Origin of the sequence: Kitasatospora sp. NPDC101183 (genome assembly GCF_044767945.1) — a bacterium.
GTDB lineage: Bacteria > Actinomycetota > Actinomycetes > Streptomycetales > Streptomycetaceae > Kitasatospora.
Window position 1 is genome coordinate 119932 of record NZ_JBIWOW010000012.1, and the last position, 17239, is coordinate 137170.

The window sequence follows — 17239 nt, forward strand, 5'->3', positions numbered from 1 at the left end:
GATGAAGGAACTCGACTGGAAGCAGCCCGGGGCATGCGGCGATGGCAACAACTGCCCGGAGGTGGCCATCACGCCCGAGGCCGTCTACGTCCGCAGCAGCCTCCTGCCCGACGCCATCGCCCAGCTCACCCCCACGGAATGGCGCGACCTCGTCTCCTCCATCCGTGCCGGGGAGTTCGACGTCTGAACACGCGGGCGCCCCGCCGGACCGTGGTCCGGCGGGGCGCTACTGCCTCAGGACGGGGTGACGTCCCACAGCTGGGCCGGGCTCTCGTCGCGGAACGCCTTCACCACGTTGTTGGTGGTGCTGGTCGCCTGGATGACGAGGTTCTCGTCCAGCACCTGGGCGATCACCACCTTGTCGCCGACCTGGTCGAGCCGCCACTGCTGGGTCGGGATGTTCGGGTTGCACGCGACCACCGGCACAGCGTCGCCCGGGTTCGCCGGCGCCTGGAGACAGTTACCGCCCTTCGCGACGCTCTCGATCAGGTACCCGCGCGGGCTCGGGTGCAGGATCCAGTCCTGGTACGCCGTCCCGTTGGCCTGCCAGGTGATCGCCGTCGGCCCGAACGAGCTGGCGTCCAGGGCCCCGTTCGTGGACTCGTTGTAGAACCGCACGTTCTCGTTGATCAGTCGGCCCTCGGCCGACGCGGGCGCGGCGGTGGCGACGACGCCGGCGGCGGCCACGACGGCTACGGCGACGGCGGTGGCCTTCTTGATGCTGAACAAGGACTTCTCCTTCTGCGGGTGTTGCGCGCGACCGTCCATCGGTCACGACCGCGAGGCAACCACCGGCCCCAGGGGCCCGCAAGGCCAAGTCATCCGGGTGGCCTCCGCATGCGAACGACATTGCCTCGAACGCCCGCACTCGATCGCCCGTTCAGGTTGAGCACCCCTCCCTCTCCCCCGGCGGCGGACGGCGCCCACCCCCTCCCGTCCCACCGCCCGCGGTCCTAGGATGACGCCGTGAACTCCCAGGCGATCGTTCCCGGGGCGGGGCTGGCCATCATCGGGTACGCCATCGCCTTCGACATCCGCAACGCGGCCAAGTGGTGGCAGCTGTTCAACTACCAGTACCGGGGCACCGACGTCTCGTTGCGGACCATGCGGCTGCTCGGGGCACTCCTCGCCCTGGGCGGCACCATCGGCGTGGTCCTCGGACTGGTGCTGTAACAGGCGCCCGGGGCTCAGTCCGCAAGACGAACGATCATCTTCCCCGTATTGGCCCCGCGCAGCATGCCGAGGAAGGCGTCCACGACGTTCCCGAACCCGTCCACGACCGTCTCGTCCGCCACCACCGCGCCCGAGCGCAGGTGCGGAACGAGAAACTCGTACAACTCCGGCCGGGCGTCGAGGTGGTTGCGGACGAGGAACCCCTCCAACCGCAGGCTCTTGCCGACCACGTCGTAGAGGTTGCGGGGCGCGGCCGGCGGGTCCTGGGGGCGGTCGTACTGGGCGACGGCGCCGCACCAGGCGATCCGGCCGTGGTCGCGCAGGACGTCGATCGCGGCCTCCAGGTGGTCGCCGCCGACGTTGTCGAAGTAGACGTGCAGGCCGTCGGGGGCGGCCTCGCGCAGGCGGTCGGCGATCGGGGCGTCGTGGTAGTCGAACCCGGCGTCGAAGCCGAGGTGCTCGACGAGCCGGGCCGCCTTCTCCGCCGAGCCCGTGCTGCCGACGATCCGCCCGGCGCCGAGCAGCCGGGCCAGCTGCCCGGCCGCCGTCCCGACGCCGCCCGCAGCCGCCGAGACGAAGAGCGTCTCGCCGGCCTGGAGCCGGGCGACCCTGGTCAGGCCGACCCAGGCGGACAGGCCGGTGCCGCCCAGCACCGACAGGTGATTGCTGAGCGGGACGCCCTCGAAGTCGGGCAGCAGCTGGGCGCGTTCGGCGGTGACCACCGAGTGGGTGCGCCAGGCCTGGCGGTGGAAGACCAGGGCGCCGAGGGGCAGGGCGTCGGCGCGGGACTCCACCACCCGGCCGAGGGTGCGGCCCTCCAGCGGGGCGTGGAGGTCCCAGCCGCCCTCGTCCATCTCCTCGCGCATGTACGGGTCGACGGACTGGTAGAGGTTCTCGATCAGCGCCTCGCCCGCCGCCAGCACCAGGACGCTCTCCTCGACGAAGGCGAAGTTCTCGGCGGTCGGCGCGCCGGCGGGGCGGGAGACGAGGTGAACGGCGTGGGCGGTGGGGCGGGACATCGGTGCTCCGAACTGACGGCGGGTCGTGGCCGTGCCCACGGTAGGAATCGCGGCCCCCTCCCGGGCAGGGGTCCGCGTCGATGGAAGGGCCCCTTCCATGAGCGGGATCGATGGATGCCGGTAGGGTCGGGCGCATGACCGATCTCGCCCCGCACGAGCTGCGCGTCCTGGTCGCGGTCGAGGAGGAGGGCGCCTTCACCGCCGCCGCCGCCCGCTTGGGCACCACCCAGTCCGCCGTCTCGCACACCGTCCGGGGCTGCGAGCGCAAGCTCGGCGCGGTGCTGTTCGAGCGCGGACGGCACGGCGCGCGGCCCACCGAGGCGGGCGCGCGGGCGGTGGCGTACGCCCGCCGGCTGCTGCGGTTGCTGGCCGCGATGGGGCCGGAGGTGCGGGGCGCGGGCGCGGACGGGCCGCTGACCGGCACCCTGAGGATCGTCGCCTTCCGCAGCGCCGCCGCGCACCTGCTGCCGCCCGTCCTCGCCCGGCTCGCCGAGCGGCACCCGGGGCTGAACGCCCGGGTGCGGATCGTCCGGGAGGTCGGGCGCGGCGCCGCCGGGGAGGTCGCGGACGGACGGGCGGACCTCGGGCTGGCCACGCTCGACGGCGCGCAGCCCGTGCCCGGCCTGGTCTCGGCCAGGCTGTACGAGGAGGAGTACGCGCTGGCGCACCCGCGGGGCCACCGGGAGCCGCGCCGGCTGCCACTGGTCGACTGGGACGAGAACTGCGGCTCCTACACCCGGAGTTGGTGGCGGCGCCAGGACTGGATCCCGCCCACGACGGTGGACGTGGAGGACGACGCGGTGGCCGTCTCGATGGTCGCCCAGGGGCTGGGCATGGCCATCATGCCCGCCACCGCCCTGCTCGGCGCCCCGGCCGGGCTCGCCGTCACCCCGCTCGGCCCGGAGCCGCCCACCCGGCTGGTCGGCTACGTCACCACCCCCGAGCTGGCGCCGACCCCTGCCGTCCGCGCCCTGATCCGCGAACTGCGCGACCTGCCCCTCCCCGAGGGCCTCACCCCGGCCCGCACGGCGTAGCCGCCGCGACGCACAGGCGCCGCGGCCCGGGCGGCGGATGGATTCCGTCGCCCGGGCCGCGGCAGGGATCTACCGGCCGTACCCCCGTCACCGCCGGTAGAAGACGCTCCTCGACCAGAAGTAGCCGATCAGCGTCAGTCCGGTGCACCAGCCGAGGGCGCTCCAGGCGGAGACCGCGCCGATCTCCGTCCCCATCAGCAGGCCCCGCAGGGTCTCGATGACGGGGGTGAAGGGCTGGTACTCGGCGAACCAGCGCAGGGCGGTCGGCATGGTGTCGGTCGGGACGATGGCACTGCCGATGAAGGGCAGGAACTGCAGCGGCATCGGCAGGTTGCTGGCGCTCTCGACGGTCTTGGCGACGAGGCCGATCCCGGCGGAGATCCAGGTCAGGGCGATGGTGACGAAGAGCAGCAGGCCGATGGCCGCCAGCCATTCGACGACTCCGGCGTTCGGCCGGAAGCCCATCGCGAGGGCCGCGCCGACCACCAGGACCAGCCCGATCATCGTCTGGATGACGCTGCCGACGACGTGCCCGGCCAGGAAGGCGGAGCGCGATATCGCCATCGTGCGGAAGCGGTTGACGATGCCCTCGGTCATGTCGGTGCAGATGCCGATGGCGGTGACGATCGATCCCGAGGTCGCCGCCATCAGCACGATGCCGGGCGCCACGTAGTCGATGTACTTCCCGCCGCCGATGCCGGCGCCCAGGGCGTTGCCGTAGGCGTAGTTGAACATCAGCAGCATCATCACCGGCATCACCACGACGGCGAAGGTCAGCGACGGGTAGCGCAGCGCGTGCTTGAGGTTGCGCCGCAGCATGGTCAGCGAGTCGCGCAGGGCGTACCTGGCGGAGCCGGTGCCCGCGAGGGTGACGGTGCTCATCGGGAGCCCTCCCCGGTCAGAGTGAGGAACACGTCGTCCAGGTCGGCCGTCTCGACGACCATCGACTCCGCGCGGACGGAGGCGTTGTCGAGCGCGTCCAGGACGGTCTTGACGGTGAGGACGGAGTTGTCCCCGGGGATGTCCAGCCGCAGGGCCTCGACGTTCGCCTTGGCGTACTCGAACAGCCCGGCGGCGGTGCGCAGTTGGGCCTCGTCGGCGAACTGGAGCTTGATGTGGCCGCCGGGGACGATCCGCTTGAGCTCCTCGGCGGTGCCCTCGGCGACGATCCGGCCGCCGTCCAGGACGGCGATGCGGTCGGCGAGTTCGTCCGCCTCGTCGAGGTACTGGGTGGTGAGGAAGATCGTCACCCCGTGGTCGGCGACCAGCGCCCGGATCATCTCCCACATGGTGCGCCGGCTGCGCGGGTCCAGCCCGGTGGTCGGCTCGTCGAGGAAGATCACCTTCGGGTCGCCGACCAGCGTCATCGCGAGGTCGAGCTTGCGCCGCATGCCGCCGGAGAAGGTGGAGACCGGCTTGCCGGCGGCCTCGGTCAGCTCGAAGCGGCGCAGCAGGTCCTCGGCCCGCCTCCGCCCCTCCCGACGGCGGAGGTGGTTGAGGTCGGCCATCAGCAGCAGGTTCTCCTCGGCGGTGAGCAGGTTGTCCACCGCCGAGAACTGGCCGGTGACGCCGATCGTCCTGCGTACGCCGTCCGCCTCGCGGACCACGTCGTACCCGGCGACCCGGGCCGACCCGCCGTCGGCGGGGATGAGGGTGGAGAGGATCTCCACGGTGGTGGTCTTGCCGGCGCCGTTGGGCCCGAGGAGGGCGAAGACGCTGCCGACCGGGATGGTCAGGTCGATGCCCCGGAGCACGGCCTTGTCGCCGTAGGACTTGGTGAGCCCGCGGACCTCGATGGCCGTTCCGGTCCCCGTCCCGGTCGCGAGCGCGGTGGTGGTGGTCATCAGGCCCTCCGGACGGTGACGTTGCCGACCTGGGTGCGCCCGCGGACCTCGACGGTCTCCCGGGCGTCGCCCGGGCCCTCGGTGGGGCCGAGCTCGTTGCGGACGCCGCCGAACTTGCTGTGCACGTCCAGCCAGGCGGCGGTGCCCTCGGCGATGCCGACCTCCAGGTCCCCCACGCTGGTCTGGAGGGTGACGTGGCCGCGGACGACCCGGCCGAGGCGGATGTGGCCGTTCGCCGACTTGGCGTCCACGTCCGACCCGGCGGCGCCGACGTGGATGCGGCCGTTGGAGGAGTTGGCCTCCAGCTCGCCGCCGACCTCGTCGATCTCGGTGTCCCCGTTGCTGTTCTTGACCGTCAGCCGGCCGCCGACGGTGCCGATCTCGATCCGGCCGGAGCCGGACACCTCGGCGTTCCCGGTGACGACGCCGACCCGGACGTCGCCCTGGCCCGTCCTGAGCCGCACCGCCTCGGCCCGGTCGACCTGGATCCGGCCCATGGAGGTCTTGGCCCGGAGGACGCCGAGCGGGCCCTCCGCGACGATGTCCGCGACCGGGGACTCGACGTCCACCTGCGAGCCGGCGGGCAGCTCTACCTCGACCTCGATCGAGCCCTTCTTGCTGGTGAACACGGTGCGCTGCGCGGGGCCGGTGACGGTGAGACGGCCGCCGGAGAAGTCGACCTGGGTCAGCTCGGCCGCGCGGACGTCCGCCTCCCGGCCCGGGTTGGCCGGACGGACGTCCACCGTGGCCTCGGCGCTCTTGCCGGCCCGCACCCAGAGGGCGCCGATGTTGAACTCGATGACTGCGGAGATCGGTCCGTTGGACTCGTACGAAGGCATGGCTGTGCCGTCCTCTTGGCTCTCGTGGCTGTTCCCGCCGGTCGGAGCGGGGGTGACGTCGAAGGGGCGGATGGTGGGGTGCTGCGGAGGCTCTACTGGACCCAGCCGGTGAAGGCCTGCCCGCCGAGGTTGGGCGGCGTCCGGACGGTGCCGAGGGCGGAGGCCGGGCGGGCGGCCGGCCGGCCGCCGTCCAGCGCACCGGCGACGGCGCGGACCAGCCAGGCGTTGAGGGAGAGCCCCTCCTGGGTGGCCGCCTCCTCGGCCCGGGCCTTGAGGCCCGCGGGCAGGCGCAGGTTGATCCGGGCGGTGCCCGTCTCATCGGACTCCGGTGCCGCCGGTGGCACCACCGGCGGCGCGGATGGCACCGCGTCGGCCACCGGCGGCACCACGGGCGGCACCACGGGCGACCCCTCGCCGTGGAAGCTCCGGAAGCCCTCGGCGCCGGGTGGCGGCGTCACGACGAACTCCGGGTCCGTCCCACGCAGGCGCACGTCCACCGAGCCGGGGGCGAGGTCGCGGGTGACCTCGCCCATGGCGGCGGAGAGCGCGTTGAGCAGCGTGAGCCGTGCGGCCGACTCCAGCGGGAGAGTCAGCCGGTCGGCCAGCGCGCGGGCTTCGTCCCCGCCTGCGGCGGCGGCCACCGCGAGCTCGTTCCGGAGGTTTTCGACGTACGGCGTGAGGTCCATGGCTCAAGCATGGCACGCACGTGGCACCGTGTCCAGCATTTATGGCACCACTCTGGCACCACGCAGTACCACTCGGCGCCACGGCGGCTCCGGGCGAACGGAAACCGCCCCGCCGGCCGAGGCCGACGGGGCGGTTCACCAGGGGAAACGCCTCAGCGCTGCCAGCCCGCCAGGTGGGCGTCGATCTCCGCGACCAGCTTCGCCTTGCCCGGCGCGTCCAGGAACGAGGCCTCGACGGCGTTGCGCGCCAGCGCCGACACCCCGGCCTCGTCCAGGTCGAGCAGCCGCGCCGCGACGGCGTACTCCGTGTTGAGGTCGGTGCCGAACATCGGCGGGTCGTCGCTGTTGATCGTGACCAGCAGCCCGGCGTCCACCATCTGCCGGATCGGGTGCTCCTCCATCCGCTCCACCACCCGGGTGGCGATGTTGGAGGTCGGGCAGACCTCCAACGGGATCCGGTGCTCGCCCAGGTAGTCGACCAGCGCCGGGTCCTTCACCGACTGGGTGCCGTGCCCGATGCGCTCGGCACCCAGCTCCCGGATCGCGTCCCAGACGGTCTGCGGCCCGGTGGCCTCGCCGGCGTGCGGGACGGAGTGCAGGCCGGCCGCGCGCGCCCGGTCGAAGTACGGCTTGAACTGCGGCCGCGGCACGCCGATCTCCGGCCCGCCGAGGCCGAAGCTGACCAGGCCCTCCGGGGCCAGCTCGGTGGCCAGGCGGGCGGTGATCTCGGCCGACTCCAGCCCGGACTCGCCCGGGATGTCGAAGCACCAGCGCAGCACCAGGCCGAGGTCCTTCTCGGCGCGCAGCCGCACGTCCTCGATGGCCTCCATGAAGGCGACCTCGGGGATGCCCCGCTTGACCGAGGAGTACGGGGTGATGGTCAGCTCGGCGTACCGGATGTTCTGGCGGGCCATGTCCTCGGCGACGCCGTAGGTCAGCGAGCGGACGTCCTCCGCGTCGCGGACGAGGTCGACGACGCTCAGGTACACGTCGATGAAGTGCCGGAAGTCGGTGAAGCTGAAGTACTCGGCGAGCGCCGCCGGGTCGGTCGGCACCTCGGTGGCGCCCCGGTGGCGGGCCGCGAGGTCGGCGACCACACGCGGCGAGGCCGAGCCGACGTGGTGGACGTGCAGCTCCGCCTTCGGCATCCCGGCGATGAACGCCTCGATGCCGCCCGCGGTGGTGCCTCCGCTGGGGTTTCCGATCCGACTTCCGTCCGGCTGGACCACGGTGGTTCCCTTCGTTCCTTCTTCGGTTCTTCGGTTCTTCGGCTCTTCGGTTCTTCCGCGCTTGCGCACGTGTTCCGCGCTTCGACGCTTCTACGCGCGTTCGGGCGCGTCGCGTCGCCAGACTACGCTCAACCGCCCAGCGCCACGGCCGCGGTGTGGATCAGCAGCCCGGCCAGGGCTCCGACCACCGTGCCGTTGATCCGGATGAACTGCAGGTCGCGGCCGACGTTGGCCTCGATCTTGCGGGAGGCGTCGTCGGCGTCCCAGCCCGCGACGGTCTCGGAGATCAGCGAGGTGATCTCGGCGCGGTAGGTGTCGACGAGGTACTGCGCGGCGTCCTGCAGCCAGCCGTCCACCTTGGCCTGGAGCTTGGCGTCGGTGGCCAGGCGCCCGCCGAAGCCGCGCACGCCCTCGCGGATGCGCCGGCGCAGTTCGCTGTCCTCGTCCTCGGCCGCGTTCATCACCAGCGTCCGCACGGCCGTCCAGGTGGAGGCGATCAGGTCCCGCACCTCGGGCCGGGCGAGCAGGTCGGCCTTGGCCCGCTCGACCCGGGCGATGGTCTCCGGGTCGGTCTGCAGCTCGGTGGCGAAGTCGGCGAGGAAGTTGTCGACCGCGCCGCGCGCCGGGTGCTCCGGGTCGTCGCGGATGTCGGTGACGAAGCGCAGCAGTTCGCGGTAGACCCGCTCGCCGACCTGCTGGTCCAGGAACTTGGGCGTCCAGCCGGGGGTCTTCTGCGTGACCTTGCGGACGACGTCCTCGTGGTTGGCCGTCAGCCAGTCGTGGGCGCGCACGGCGACGAGGTCGACCACCCCGTGGTGCCCGCCGTCGGCGACGACCTTGCCGAGCATCCGGCCCATCGGCTCGGCCACCGAGGTCGCGGAGGCCCGCCTGGTCACCGCCTCGGCCACGACGGCCTGCACGTCGTCGTCGCGCAGCACGGCGAGGACCCCGCGCAGCGCCGCCGAGCCCTCCTTGGTGACCCTCTCGGCGCTGCCCGGCGCCGCCAGCCACTCCCCCAGCCGCCGGCCGATGCCGAGCGAGGCGAGCCGGCCGCGCACCACGTGGCCGGAGAGGAAGTTCTCGCCGACGAAGTCGCCGAGCGAGCGCCCGAAGGCGTCCTTCTTGGTCGGGATGATCGCGGTGTGCGGGATCGGCAGGCCGAAGGGGCGGCGGAACAGGGCCGTCACCGCGAACCAGTCGGCCAGCGCGCCGACCATGCCCGCCTCGGCCGCGGCCGCCACGTACCCGGCCCAGGCGCCGGCGCCCGCCGCCTTGGCCCAGGTCGCGAGGGCGAAGACCAGGGTCGCGAAGGCCAGCAGGCCGGTCGCGATGGTCTTCATCCGGCGGACGCCGCGTCGCTTCTCCTCGTCGGCCGCGGTGAACCTGACCCCGGGGCCGGTCCCGCTGATGGCTTCGTCACTCACCCCGCCAGTCTGCCCGTTGCCCGGCGCGGACGGGGGCGCGCCTCGCGATCACGCGCCCTCGCCCGAAAGGCGCACCGGGATTCACGCCCCTCCCAGCACCATCCTCCGCACCCCCGGCACGCCCTCCCAGCGCCCCGGGTCGGTGCACCGCCGCCCGTCCAGCAGCACCCGCACGCCCGGCAGGTCCCCCGGCGCCAGCTCCCGGTACTCCGGGTGGTCCGCCTGCAGCACCGCCGCCACCACCGGCTCCCCGCCGTACGGGGGCAGCCCGAGCGCCGCCAGTTCCTCGGCCCCGTACAGCGGATCGGCGACGTACGGCCGCGCCCCCGCCGCCCGCAGCGCCTCGACCAGCGGGAACACCCCGGAGTACGCCGTCTCCTTCACCCCGCCCCGGTACGAGGCCCCGAGCACCAGCACCCCCCGCCCGGCCAGGCCCCCGGGCACGGCCCCGGCCAGCAGCCCGGCCGCGTACCCGGGCATCTCCAGGTTGGCCTCCCGGGCCGCGCGCACCACCGTCGCCCCCGGGTCGTTCCACAGGTACAGCCGCGGGTAGACCGGGATGCAGTGCCCGCCGACGGCCACGCCCGGCCGGTGCAGGTGGCTGTACGGCTGCGAGTTGCAGGCGTCGGCGACCTCCGCGAAGTCCACGCCGGCCCGGTCCGCGAAGCGGGCGAACTGGTTGGCGAGCGCGATGTTCACGTCCCGGTACGTCGTCTCGGCGAGCTTGGCGAACTCGGCGGCCTCCACCGAGGCCAGCGCCCAGACCCCGTTGGGCCGGCGCAGGTCGGGCCGGGGGTCGAAGTCGAGCACGGCCCGGTAGAACTCCTCGCCCCGGCGGGTCGAGGCCTCGTCCAGGCCGCCGACCAGCTTCGGGTAGCGCCGCAGGTCGGCGAAGACCCGCCCGGTGCGCACCCGTTCGGGGCTGAACACCAGGGCGAAGTCGGCGCCGGGCGCGAGCCCCGAGCCGGCCTCCAGCCGGGGCGCCCAGCGCTGCCGGGTGGTGCCGACCGGCAGGGTGGTCTCGTAGCTGACCAGGGCGCCCCGGCGCAGCCCGGCGGCCACCGCGTCCGTCGCGGCGTCGAGGAGCGAGAAGTCGGGGGTGCCGTCCGGCGCGGTGACCAGCGGGACGACCAGCACCACCGCGTCGGCGGTGGAGACGGCGGCCGTGGTGTCGGTGGTGGCCCGCAGCCGGCCCTCGGCGACCATCTCCTTCAGCGCCTCGTCCAAACCCTCCTCCCGGGGGAACGGCGGCACCCCGAGGTTGACGCTGCGCACCACCCCGGGGGCGATGTCCGCCCCGGTGACCCGGTGGCCGCTCAGGGCGAACCGGACGGCCAGCGGCAGGCCGAGCTTGCCCAGCCCGACCACGCAGATGTCGAAACGGTCGATGCTCATGCCCGTCCCCCGCTCACCGAGTCCGCCAGCCGCCGCCACACCGGATGGCGCCGCAGCCCCCGCCGCACCTGCTCGGGGACGAGGCCCCGCCACAGTTGCTGGGCGAGGTTGAGCGGCGGCACGGCCACGGTGGCCTCCTCCTCGCGCAGCAGGAACAGCTCGTCCGCCAGAGCGAGCCCGGCCCCGCGGAACGCCGGGTAGGCCGCGTAGTGCCGCCGCTCCTCCACCACGACCGGCGGGGCGCCGTGCGCGGCCTCGTACCGGATCTGGTCGCGCAGCGCCTCCGGCCGTCCGGCGGCGGCGAGTTCGAGCCGCAGCCGCGCCTCGACGGGCAGCCGCCCGTACACCTCGCGGGCGCCGAAGCGCTCGACGAGCCGGGCGGCCTCCGCGCAGACCCGCCGCTGCGTCCCGGCGTCCAGCAGCAGGAAGCCGTCCGAGAGCAGCCGGGGGACGTCCCAGGAGAAGCTCCGGGCCCGGATCGCGTCCAACGCCTCGCCGGGCCCGGCGAGTTCGGCGGCCACCTGCTGGAGCGCGGCGATCCCGCGCAGCCGGTCGAGCACCCCGGCCCGCTCGGTGACGTTGCCCCGGTCCTCGCGCAGCACCAGGTGGTAGCAGTCGTACGAGGCGAGGACGGAGACCTTCCGGGCCCGCAGGCAGGCCGCCAGGGTGAACGGCTGGTCGGAGAAGACCTTCAACGACTCGTCCCTGCGCAGCCCGTGGCGGCGGAGCGGCTCCAGCCGGAACAGCTTGGTGTCGGCCAGCGCCCAGGCCAGGGCGGAGTCCTCGAAGCGGACGGACTCGGCGTCGGCGTGGAAGATGCCCTGCGGCACCAGCCGGCCGTTCACCCCGACCTGCTTGGGCACGACGACGTCCGAGCCCCAGGCGTCGGCGGCGGCCACCAGGCGTTCGAGGGCCTCCTCGCCGAGCCAGTCGTCCGCGCCGAGGAAGAGCACGTAGCGGCCCCGGGCGAGGTCCAGGGCCCGGTTGGTGGGCGCCGCCGGGCCGCCGGAGTTGGGCTGGTGCACCACCCGGAACAGCCCGGGGTGGCGGTCGGCGTACGCGTCCAGCAGCTCGCCGCCGCCGTCCGTGGAGCCGTCGTCGACGGCCACCACCTCCATCCGCCCCGGCGCCAGGGTCTGCCCCACCAGGGAGTCCAGGCAGGCGGTGAGGTAGGGCAGGGTGTTGTAGACCGCGACCACCACGGTCACGTCGGGTACGGTCATCGGGCGGCGGGCCTCCGGTGCTGGTGCTGGCGAGTGACGCATGGTCAACTCGACACGCCCGCGGAGGGTCACGTCCGTCACCCGTATCGGTGAACAGGACGCCGCGCCGCCGCTGCTCCTGGGCGGCCGAGCGCCGGAGCAGCAGCGGCGCGCCCGCTCACCCGATCGCGACCTCCGCGTACATCCGCGCGATCACGTCCTCGATCGCCGGCTCGCGCACCGACAGGTCCACCAGCGGGTACCGGTCGGCGACGGAGGCGACGATCGGCGCCGCGCTCTCCTGCGCGGGGAAGGCCAGCCACTGGCGCGGCCCGTCCACCTTGACCACCCGCGCCCCGGGCACCTCGATCGCGGGCCGGGCCTCGGCGAGGTCGACGACCAGGGTGCGCTCGCTGAGGCCGGTGGCGTGCAGCCCGTCGAGCCCGCCGTCGTGGACGACCCGGCCGTGGTCGATGACCATCACCCGGTCGCAGAGCTGCTCGATGTCGGTGAGGTCGTGGGTGGTGAGCAGCACGGTGGTGCCGCGCTCGCGGTTGACCTCGCGCAGGAACTCGCGGACCCTGCCCTTGCTGATCACGTCGAGCCCGATGGTCGGCTCGTCCAGGTAGAGCACCTGCGGGTCGTGCAGCAGGGCGGCCGCGAGGTCGCCGCGCATCCGCTGGCCGAGCGAGAGCTGCCGCACCGGGGTGTCCAACAGGCCGCCGAGGTCCAGCAGTTCGACGCAGCGGTCGAGGTTCTCGCGATATCGCCCCTCCGGTACGCGGTAGATGCGTCGGGCGAGTTCGAAGGAGTCGCGCAGCGGGAGGTCCCACCACAAAGTCGTCCGCTGGCCGAAGACCACGCCGATCCTGCGGGCCAGCGCGACGCGTTCGCGGGCCGGGTCGACCCCGGCGACGCGCAGCCGGCCGCTGCTGGGGACGAGGATGCCGGTGAGCATCTTGATGGTGGTGGACTTGCCGGCGCCGTTGGGCCCGATGTAGCCGACGCACTCGCCGGCCTCGACGGTGAAGCTGAGCCCGTCCACGGCGCGCACCTCGCGCTTGGTGCGGCTGAACCGGCCGGCGCGGGCGCGCACGGTGAAGGTGCGGTGGACGTCCTGGAGTTCGATCAGTGCCACGGTGAAAGTCCTTACGGGAGACGGTGATTCAACGGCCGGTTCAACAGCCGGCTCGACAGCCGGTTCAACGGCCGGTTCAGCTGCCGGTGCCGCGGTACGCCCGCAGCCCCGCCCGCCAGGCGAGCCCCGCGGCGGCGACGCACAGCGCGGCGGCCACCGGCGAGGCGTACTGGAGGGCCGAGGGCAGGCCCAGCGGGTCCGGCCGGTCGAGGACGCGCAGGCTGGGCAGCCAGTTGACGAAGGCCAGCGGGACGCCGAAGACGACCCCGGCGACGAGTTCCTTGGCGAAGACGGTCGGCGGGTAGTGCAGCAGGGTCGCGCCGCCGTAGGTGAAGGAGTTCTGGATCTCCTTGGACTCGCCCCACCAGAACTGCACGGTGGCGCCGCCGACGAAGATCGCGCCGAAGATGACGCTGCCGCAGACCAGCATGCCGGGCACCAGCAGCACCCTGTCCCAGGTCCAGTGCACGTCCAGGGCGGTCAGCGACCAGACGAGCACCGCGGCGGCCTGCAGCGGGCGGCCGAGGCGGCGCAGCGAGAAGCGTTCGGCGCACAGCTGGGAGAGCGCGGGCGCGGGCCGCACCAGCATGCCGTCCAGCGTCCCGGTGACGATCCGCTGGCCGAGGGCGTCCGCCGAGCCGACGAGCAGGTTGGCGACGCCGAGGCAGAAGGTGGCGGTGCCGTAGAGGAAGGCGATCTCGGGCAGGCGCCAGCCGCCGAGGGTGTCGGTGTGCTGGAACATGATGACGACCACGAGGAAGTCGAGCGTCTGGGCGACGACGCCGGTGATCGTGCTCAGCACGAAGGAGGCCCGGTACGAGGCCATCGCGCGCATCCACATCCGGGCGCAGAGCCACCAGGAGCGGACGGCCCAGGACGTACGGGCGGCCAGGCCCTCCCGCAGGACCATTTGCTCAGCCACCCTGCACCACCACCTTGCGGGTGGCGAGCCACTGCGCGCCCCGGCCGGCGGCCAGCAGCACGGCGGCCCAGCCGAGTTGGAAGCCCAGCGCCCCGACCAGCGCGAGGCCGGTGGAGCGCTCCAGGAAGACGTCGGTGGGCACCTTGATGAGCGAGGCCCAGGGCAGCGCCTGGCCGATCGTGCCCAGCCAGCCGGGGAAGAGGGCGATCGGCAGCAGCATCCCGGAGAAGAACATCGAGGTCACCAGCATGACCGAGCGGATGCCCTCCGAGTCGTGCAGCCAGAAGCCGGTGAGCGAGACCAGGAACCGGATGCCGAAGCTGACGAGCAGCGCGAGCAGCACGGAGAGCAGGAAGACCAGCCAGGTCAGCGGGTGTTCGGGCATCCGGACGCGGAACACCAGCGCGCCGAACAGCAGCGGCACGGTGCCGCGCACCAGCGCCTGGAAGGCGGCCCGGCCGAGGTCGGTGGCCAGCCACCAGCCCTGGAAGTCGACGGGCCGGTAGAGGTCCACGGCGATGTCCCCGCTGCGGAAGCGCTCCTGGATGTCGTCCTGGAAGCCGCCGCCCCAGACGGCGACGGTGACCAGCAGGGCCTGGCTGACCCAGATGTACGTGACGGCCTGGCTCTGGTCGTAGCCCGCGAGGCCCGGGCGGGCCTGCCAGAGGGCGAGGAAGGTGGAGGCGAGGATCACCCCGAAGACGGTGTTGGTGAAGGTGCCGGCCAGGGTGGCCGCGCGGTAGGTGGAGTAGCGGCGGAAGGCGCCGCGAGCAACGGCGGCATAGAGCATATTGTCTCCTTATCGACATTTGAGGGCGCAGGGGTGCGCCCGCCGACATCCGCGCACGCCGGTACGGCTCCGACCGGCCCGACCCGGGGGTCCCCGGGGCGGCGGGCGGAGCTGTCGAAGTGGCTGCGCTATGAACTTCGCATCTTTCACCGTACCTCCGGGCACCCCGGCCCGCACCCGGTTTTCCCCGTCCCGATCAGCCGCCCCGCCCGCCCCTGAGGTGACGTCAAATAGCACATAATCGCGGCATGAGCTTCGTCACCCGACGCCAGGCCAAACGGGCCGCCCGCCGCGCAGCCCGCCGAGCCCTGCCCTTCTGGCGTCGGCTGCTCCCCACCTGGCGCCTCACCCTCGGCACCCTCGCCGCCCTGCTGCTGCTCGCGGTCGGCTCCTTCGCCGTGCTCTACGTGATCGTCCCGGTGCCCGACGCCAACGCCCACGCCACCGCCCAGAACAACATCTACCTCTACTCCGACGGCACCACCGAGATCGCCCGCACCGGAGCCGTCAACCGCACCGACGTCACCATCGACCAGATCCCGCTCCAGACCCAGCAGGCCGTCGTCTCCGCCGAGGACCGCACCTTCTACCAGAACCGCGGCATCGACCTGAAGGGCATGGTCCGCGCCGGCTGGAACACCCTCACCGGCAAGGGCATGCAGGGCGGCTCCACCATCACCCAGCAGTACGTCAAGAACTACTACCTGACGCAGGACAAGACCATCGAGCGCAAGGGCCGCGAGCTCTTCATCGCCCTCAAGGTCGACCAGCAGCGCGACAAGAAGGACATCCTCGCCGGATACCTCAACAGCAGCTACTTCGGCCGCGGCGCCTACGGCGTCCAGAGCGCCGCCCGCGCCTACTACGGCGTCGACGCCTCCCAGCTCACCCTCGGCCAGGGCGCCTACCTCGCCTCCCTCCTCCAGGCCCCCAGCATCTACGACGTCAGGACGGCCACCCCCGCCAACCGCGAGAAGGCCCTCGCCCGCTGGAACTACACCCTCGACGGCATGGTCCAACTCGGCTTCCTCAGCACCGCCGACCGCGCCGCCACCACCTTCCCCGACCCGATCGACCCCCAGCCCGCCACCGGCCTCTCCGGCCAGGCCGGCTACCTCGTGGGCGTCGCCGACGACTACCTCGTCACCGCCGGGATCATCGACGCCCCCACCCTCAAGGCCGGCGGCTGGCGCATCACCACCACCTTCGAGAAGCCCCGGCAGGACGCCTTCGTCAAAGCCGTCCACGACGAACTCACCGGCGAACTCGACCCGGTGAACCGCCCCACCACCGACACCGACGTCCGCGTCGCCGGCGCCTCCGTCGACACCGCCACCGGCCGCGTCCTCGCCGTCTACGGCGGCCCCAACTACGCCAAGCAGCCCTACAACGACGCCCTGCGCCAGGACAACCAGATCGGCTCCACCTTCAAGCCGATCGACCTCGCCGCCGGCCTCCTCGCCCAGCACACCGTCGACGGCCGCCCCATCACCACCGAGAGCCGCTACGACGGCACCAGCGAACGCCCCGTCACCGGCGGCCCCACCCCGTACGCCCCGCCCAACGAGGACGGCGTCGACTACGGGAACATCACCCTGCGCTACGCCATGGTGAAGTCCGTCAACTCCGTCTACGCCCAACTCGGCGTCGACGCCGGCCTCCCCCGGGTGCGCGACACCGCCCTCAAGCTCGGCATCCCCGACAGCGTCCGCGGCCTCGACCCCGCCAACACCTCCATGACGCTCGGCACCGCCACCCCCAGCGCCCTCGACCTCGCCGGCGTCTACGCCGCCCTCGCCGACCACGGCCAGGCGCACACCCCGTGGTCCGTCCTCAAGCTCGAACGCGTCCACCCCGGCGGCGCCGTCGACGTCCCCAAGATGCCCGACCACAAGGCCGTCGACGCCCTCGACCGGCCCACCGCCGACAAGGTCACCGACGTCCTGCGCGACGTCGTCAGCCCCCGGGGCACCGGCTCCGCCGCCCTCGAACTCGGCCGCCCCGCCGCCGGGAAGACCGGCACCACCGACTCCAACCTCTCCGCCTGGTTCGCCGGCTACACCCCCGAACTCGCCACCGTCGTCGGCCTGTTCCGCGAGAACCCCAAGACCCACGCCAAGGAGCCCCTGGCCGGGACGGCCGGCCTCACCCGCGTCAACGGCGGCGCCTTCCCCACCAGGATCTGGACGGCCTACATGGGCGCCGTCCTCGACGGCAGCCCCACCCAGCAGTTCGACCTCCAGACCGGCAAGGGCGACCAGCCCACCCCCGACTGGCCCGTCGGCACCACCAGCCCCGGCACCACCCCCACCGCCACCACCGAGCCGGGCACCACCCAGGCCCCCGAGCACACCCCCACCGGGCCCGCCACCCCCGCACCCACCGGCGAGCCCGCCCCCACCACCCCGCAGGACCCCCGCCCCACCCGCAGCCAGGAACAGCCCAGCCCCACCGCCCGCCCCACCCAGACCCGCCCGGGCCGGCCCACCGACCCGCCCACGGCCACCGGCGGGGCCACCTCACCGGCCGCGCAGCAGCCGTAGC

Annotated in this window: 17 protein-coding genes; 4 read left to right on the forward strand and 13 right to left on the reverse strand. The window is 73.2% G+C overall.

Going from position 1 to position 17239, the window contains the following annotated elements; translation table 11 throughout:
• Position 1 precedes the first annotated feature (1 nt).
• Positions 2–187 carry a DUF397 domain-containing protein gene (locus tag ACIRRS_RS18595; protein WP_402971865.1) on the forward strand — a complete coding sequence of 62 codons (186 nt, stop codon included), beginning with the start codon at positions 2–4 and terminating at the stop codon, positions 185–187.
• Positions 188–234: 47 nt separating this feature from the next.
• On the opposite strand, the gene ACIRRS_RS18600 is transcribed toward ACIRRS_RS18595, so the two are convergent.
• Positions 235–729, reverse strand: a complete 495-nt coding sequence (locus ACIRRS_RS18600) for an RICIN domain-containing protein (RefSeq protein ID WP_402971867.1) — start codon at positions 727–729, stop codon at positions 235–237.
• A 237-nt stretch (positions 730–966) separates the two neighbouring features.
• Between ACIRRS_RS18600 and ACIRRS_RS18605 the strand changes: the two genes are divergently transcribed.
• Entirely contained in the window at positions 967–1173 is a 207-nt protein-coding gene (locus ACIRRS_RS18605; protein ID WP_402971869.1) for a hypothetical protein, read from the forward strand.
• Between the two features lie 14 nt (positions 1174–1187).
• Here the strand turns inward: ACIRRS_RS18605 and ACIRRS_RS18610 are convergent, their stop codons facing one another.
• Entirely contained in the window at positions 1188–2192 is a 1005-nt protein-coding gene (locus ACIRRS_RS18610) for an NADP-dependent oxidoreductase (protein WP_402971871.1), read from the reverse strand.
• 134 nt (positions 2193–2326) lie between these two features.
• Here ACIRRS_RS18610 and ACIRRS_RS18615 point away from each other — a divergent pair, with 134 nt between their 5' ends.
• Complete coding sequence (locus tag ACIRRS_RS18615) at positions 2327–3226, forward strand: LysR family transcriptional regulator (RefSeq protein WP_402971873.1); 900 nt, start codon at positions 2327–2329, stop codon at positions 3224–3226.
• Positions 3227–3313: 87 nt separating this feature from the next.
• Here ACIRRS_RS18615 and ACIRRS_RS18620 read toward each other — a convergent pair whose 3' ends face one another.
• The 11 genes from ACIRRS_RS18620 to ACIRRS_RS18670 form a co-directional block, all read right to left on the reverse strand.
• Complete coding sequence (locus ACIRRS_RS18620) at positions 3314–4108, reverse strand: ABC transporter permease (RefSeq protein ID WP_402971875.1); 795 nt, start codon at positions 4106–4108, stop codon at positions 3314–3316.
• On the reverse strand, positions 4105–5070 hold the full coding sequence (locus ACIRRS_RS18625; protein ID WP_402971876.1) for an ATP-binding cassette domain-containing protein: 966 nt from the start codon (positions 5068–5070) through the stop codon (positions 4105–4107). The genes ACIRRS_RS18620 and ACIRRS_RS18625 overlap by 4 nt, the downstream gene beginning before the upstream one ends.
• Positions 5070–5909, reverse strand: coding sequence for a DUF4097 family beta strand repeat-containing protein (locus ACIRRS_RS18630; protein ID WP_402971878.1), 840 nt, complete (start codon positions 5907–5909; stop codon positions 5070–5072). The genes ACIRRS_RS18625 and ACIRRS_RS18630 overlap by 1 nt, the downstream gene beginning before the upstream one ends.
• Before the next feature lie 92 nt (positions 5910–6001).
• Positions 6002–6595, reverse strand: a complete 594-nt coding sequence (locus ACIRRS_RS18635) for a YlcI/YnfO family protein (protein WP_402971880.1) — start codon at positions 6593–6595, stop codon at positions 6002–6004.
• A 152-nt stretch (positions 6596–6747) separates the two neighbouring features.
• On the reverse strand, positions 6748–7800 hold the full coding sequence (locus tag ACIRRS_RS18640; RefSeq protein ID WP_402972076.1) for an adenosine deaminase: 1053 nt from the start codon (positions 7798–7800) through the stop codon (positions 6748–6750).
• A 152-nt stretch (positions 7801–7952) separates the two neighbouring features.
• Positions 7953–9248 carry a DUF445 domain-containing protein gene (locus ACIRRS_RS18645; protein WP_402971882.1) on the reverse strand — a complete coding sequence of 432 codons (1296 nt, stop codon included), beginning with the start codon at positions 9246–9248 and terminating at the stop codon, positions 7953–7955.
• A gap of 81 nt (positions 9249–9329) precedes the next feature.
• Entirely contained in the window at positions 9330–10643 is a 1314-nt protein-coding gene (locus tag ACIRRS_RS18650) for a nucleotide sugar dehydrogenase (protein ID WP_402971884.1), read from the reverse strand.
• The gene (locus ACIRRS_RS18655) at positions 10640–11866 is read right to left on the reverse strand and encodes a glycosyltransferase family 2 protein (RefSeq protein ID WP_402971886.1); all 1227 of its coding nucleotides are present in this window, start codon (positions 11864–11866) and stop codon (positions 10640–10642) included. Before ACIRRS_RS18655 ends, ACIRRS_RS18650 begins: the two co-directional genes overlap by 4 nt.
• A gap of 157 nt (positions 11867–12023) precedes the next feature.
• Positions 12024–12983, reverse strand: a complete 960-nt coding sequence (locus ACIRRS_RS18660) for an ATP-binding cassette domain-containing protein (RefSeq protein ID WP_402971888.1) — start codon at positions 12981–12983, stop codon at positions 12024–12026.
• A 76-nt stretch (positions 12984–13059) separates the two neighbouring features.
• The gene (locus ACIRRS_RS18665) at positions 13060–13893 is read right to left on the reverse strand and encodes an ABC transporter permease (protein ID WP_402972078.1); all 834 of its coding nucleotides are present in this window, start codon (positions 13891–13893) and stop codon (positions 13060–13062) included.
• A 4-nt stretch (positions 13894–13897) separates the two neighbouring features.
• Positions 13898–14695 carry an ABC transporter permease gene (locus tag ACIRRS_RS18670; RefSeq protein WP_402971890.1) on the reverse strand — a complete coding sequence of 266 codons (798 nt, stop codon included), beginning with the start codon at positions 14693–14695 and terminating at the stop codon, positions 13898–13900.
• A 248-nt stretch (positions 14696–14943) separates the two neighbouring features.
• On the opposite strand from ACIRRS_RS18670, the gene ACIRRS_RS18675 reads away from it, so the two are divergent.
• Positions 14944–17238: a transglycosylase domain-containing protein gene (locus ACIRRS_RS18675; RefSeq protein WP_402971891.1), complete on the forward strand. Its 2295-nt coding sequence runs from the start codon at positions 14944–14946 to the stop codon at positions 17236–17238.
• Position 17239 lies beyond the last annotated feature (1 nt).

Bases quoted from the DNA above. Each gene is read 5' to 3' on its own strand.
- ACIRRS_RS18615 (WP_402971873.1), top strand. From the start codon at position 2,327: ATGACCGATCTCGCCCCGCACGAGCTGCGCGTCCTGGTCGCGGTCGAG.
- ACIRRS_RS18665 (WP_402972078.1), bottom strand. From the start codon at position 13,893: ATGGTCCTGCGGGAGGGCCTGGCCGCCCGTACGTCCTGGGCCGTCCGC.
- ACIRRS_RS18670 (WP_402971890.1), bottom strand. From the start codon at position 14,695: ATGCTCTATGCCGCCGTTGCTCGCGGCGCCTTCCGCCGCTACTCCACC.
- ACIRRS_RS18635 (WP_402971880.1), bottom strand. From the start codon at position 6,595: ATGGACCTCACGCCGTACGTCGAAAACCTCCGGAACGAGCTCGCGGTG.
- ACIRRS_RS18610 (WP_402971871.1), bottom strand. From the start codon at position 2,192: ATGTCCCGCCCCACCGCCCACGCCGTTCACCTCGTCTCCCGCCCCGCC.
- ACIRRS_RS18650 (WP_402971884.1), bottom strand. From the start codon at position 10,643: ATGAGCATCGACCGTTTCGACATCTGCGTGGTCGGGCTGGGCAAGCTC.
- ACIRRS_RS18675 (WP_402971891.1), top strand. From the start codon at position 14,944: ATGAGCTTCGTCACCCGACGCCAGGCCAAACGGGCCGCCCGCCGCGCA.
- ACIRRS_RS18655 (WP_402971886.1), bottom strand. From the start codon at position 11,866: ATGACCGTACCCGACGTGACCGTGGTGGTCGCGGTCTACAACACCCTG.
- ACIRRS_RS18595 (WP_402971865.1), top strand. From the start codon at position 2: ATGAAGGAACTCGACTGGAAGCAGCCCGGGGCATGCGGCGATGGCAAC.
- ACIRRS_RS18625 (WP_402971876.1), bottom strand. From the start codon at position 5,070: ATGACCACCACCACCGCGCTCGCGACCGGGACGGGGACCGGAACGGCC.
- ACIRRS_RS18620 (WP_402971875.1), bottom strand. From the start codon at position 4,108: ATGAGCACCGTCACCCTCGCGGGCACCGGCTCCGCCAGGTACGCCCTG.
- ACIRRS_RS18630 (WP_402971878.1), bottom strand. From the start codon at position 5,909: ATGCCTTCGTACGAGTCCAACGGACCGATCTCCGCAGTCATCGAGTTC.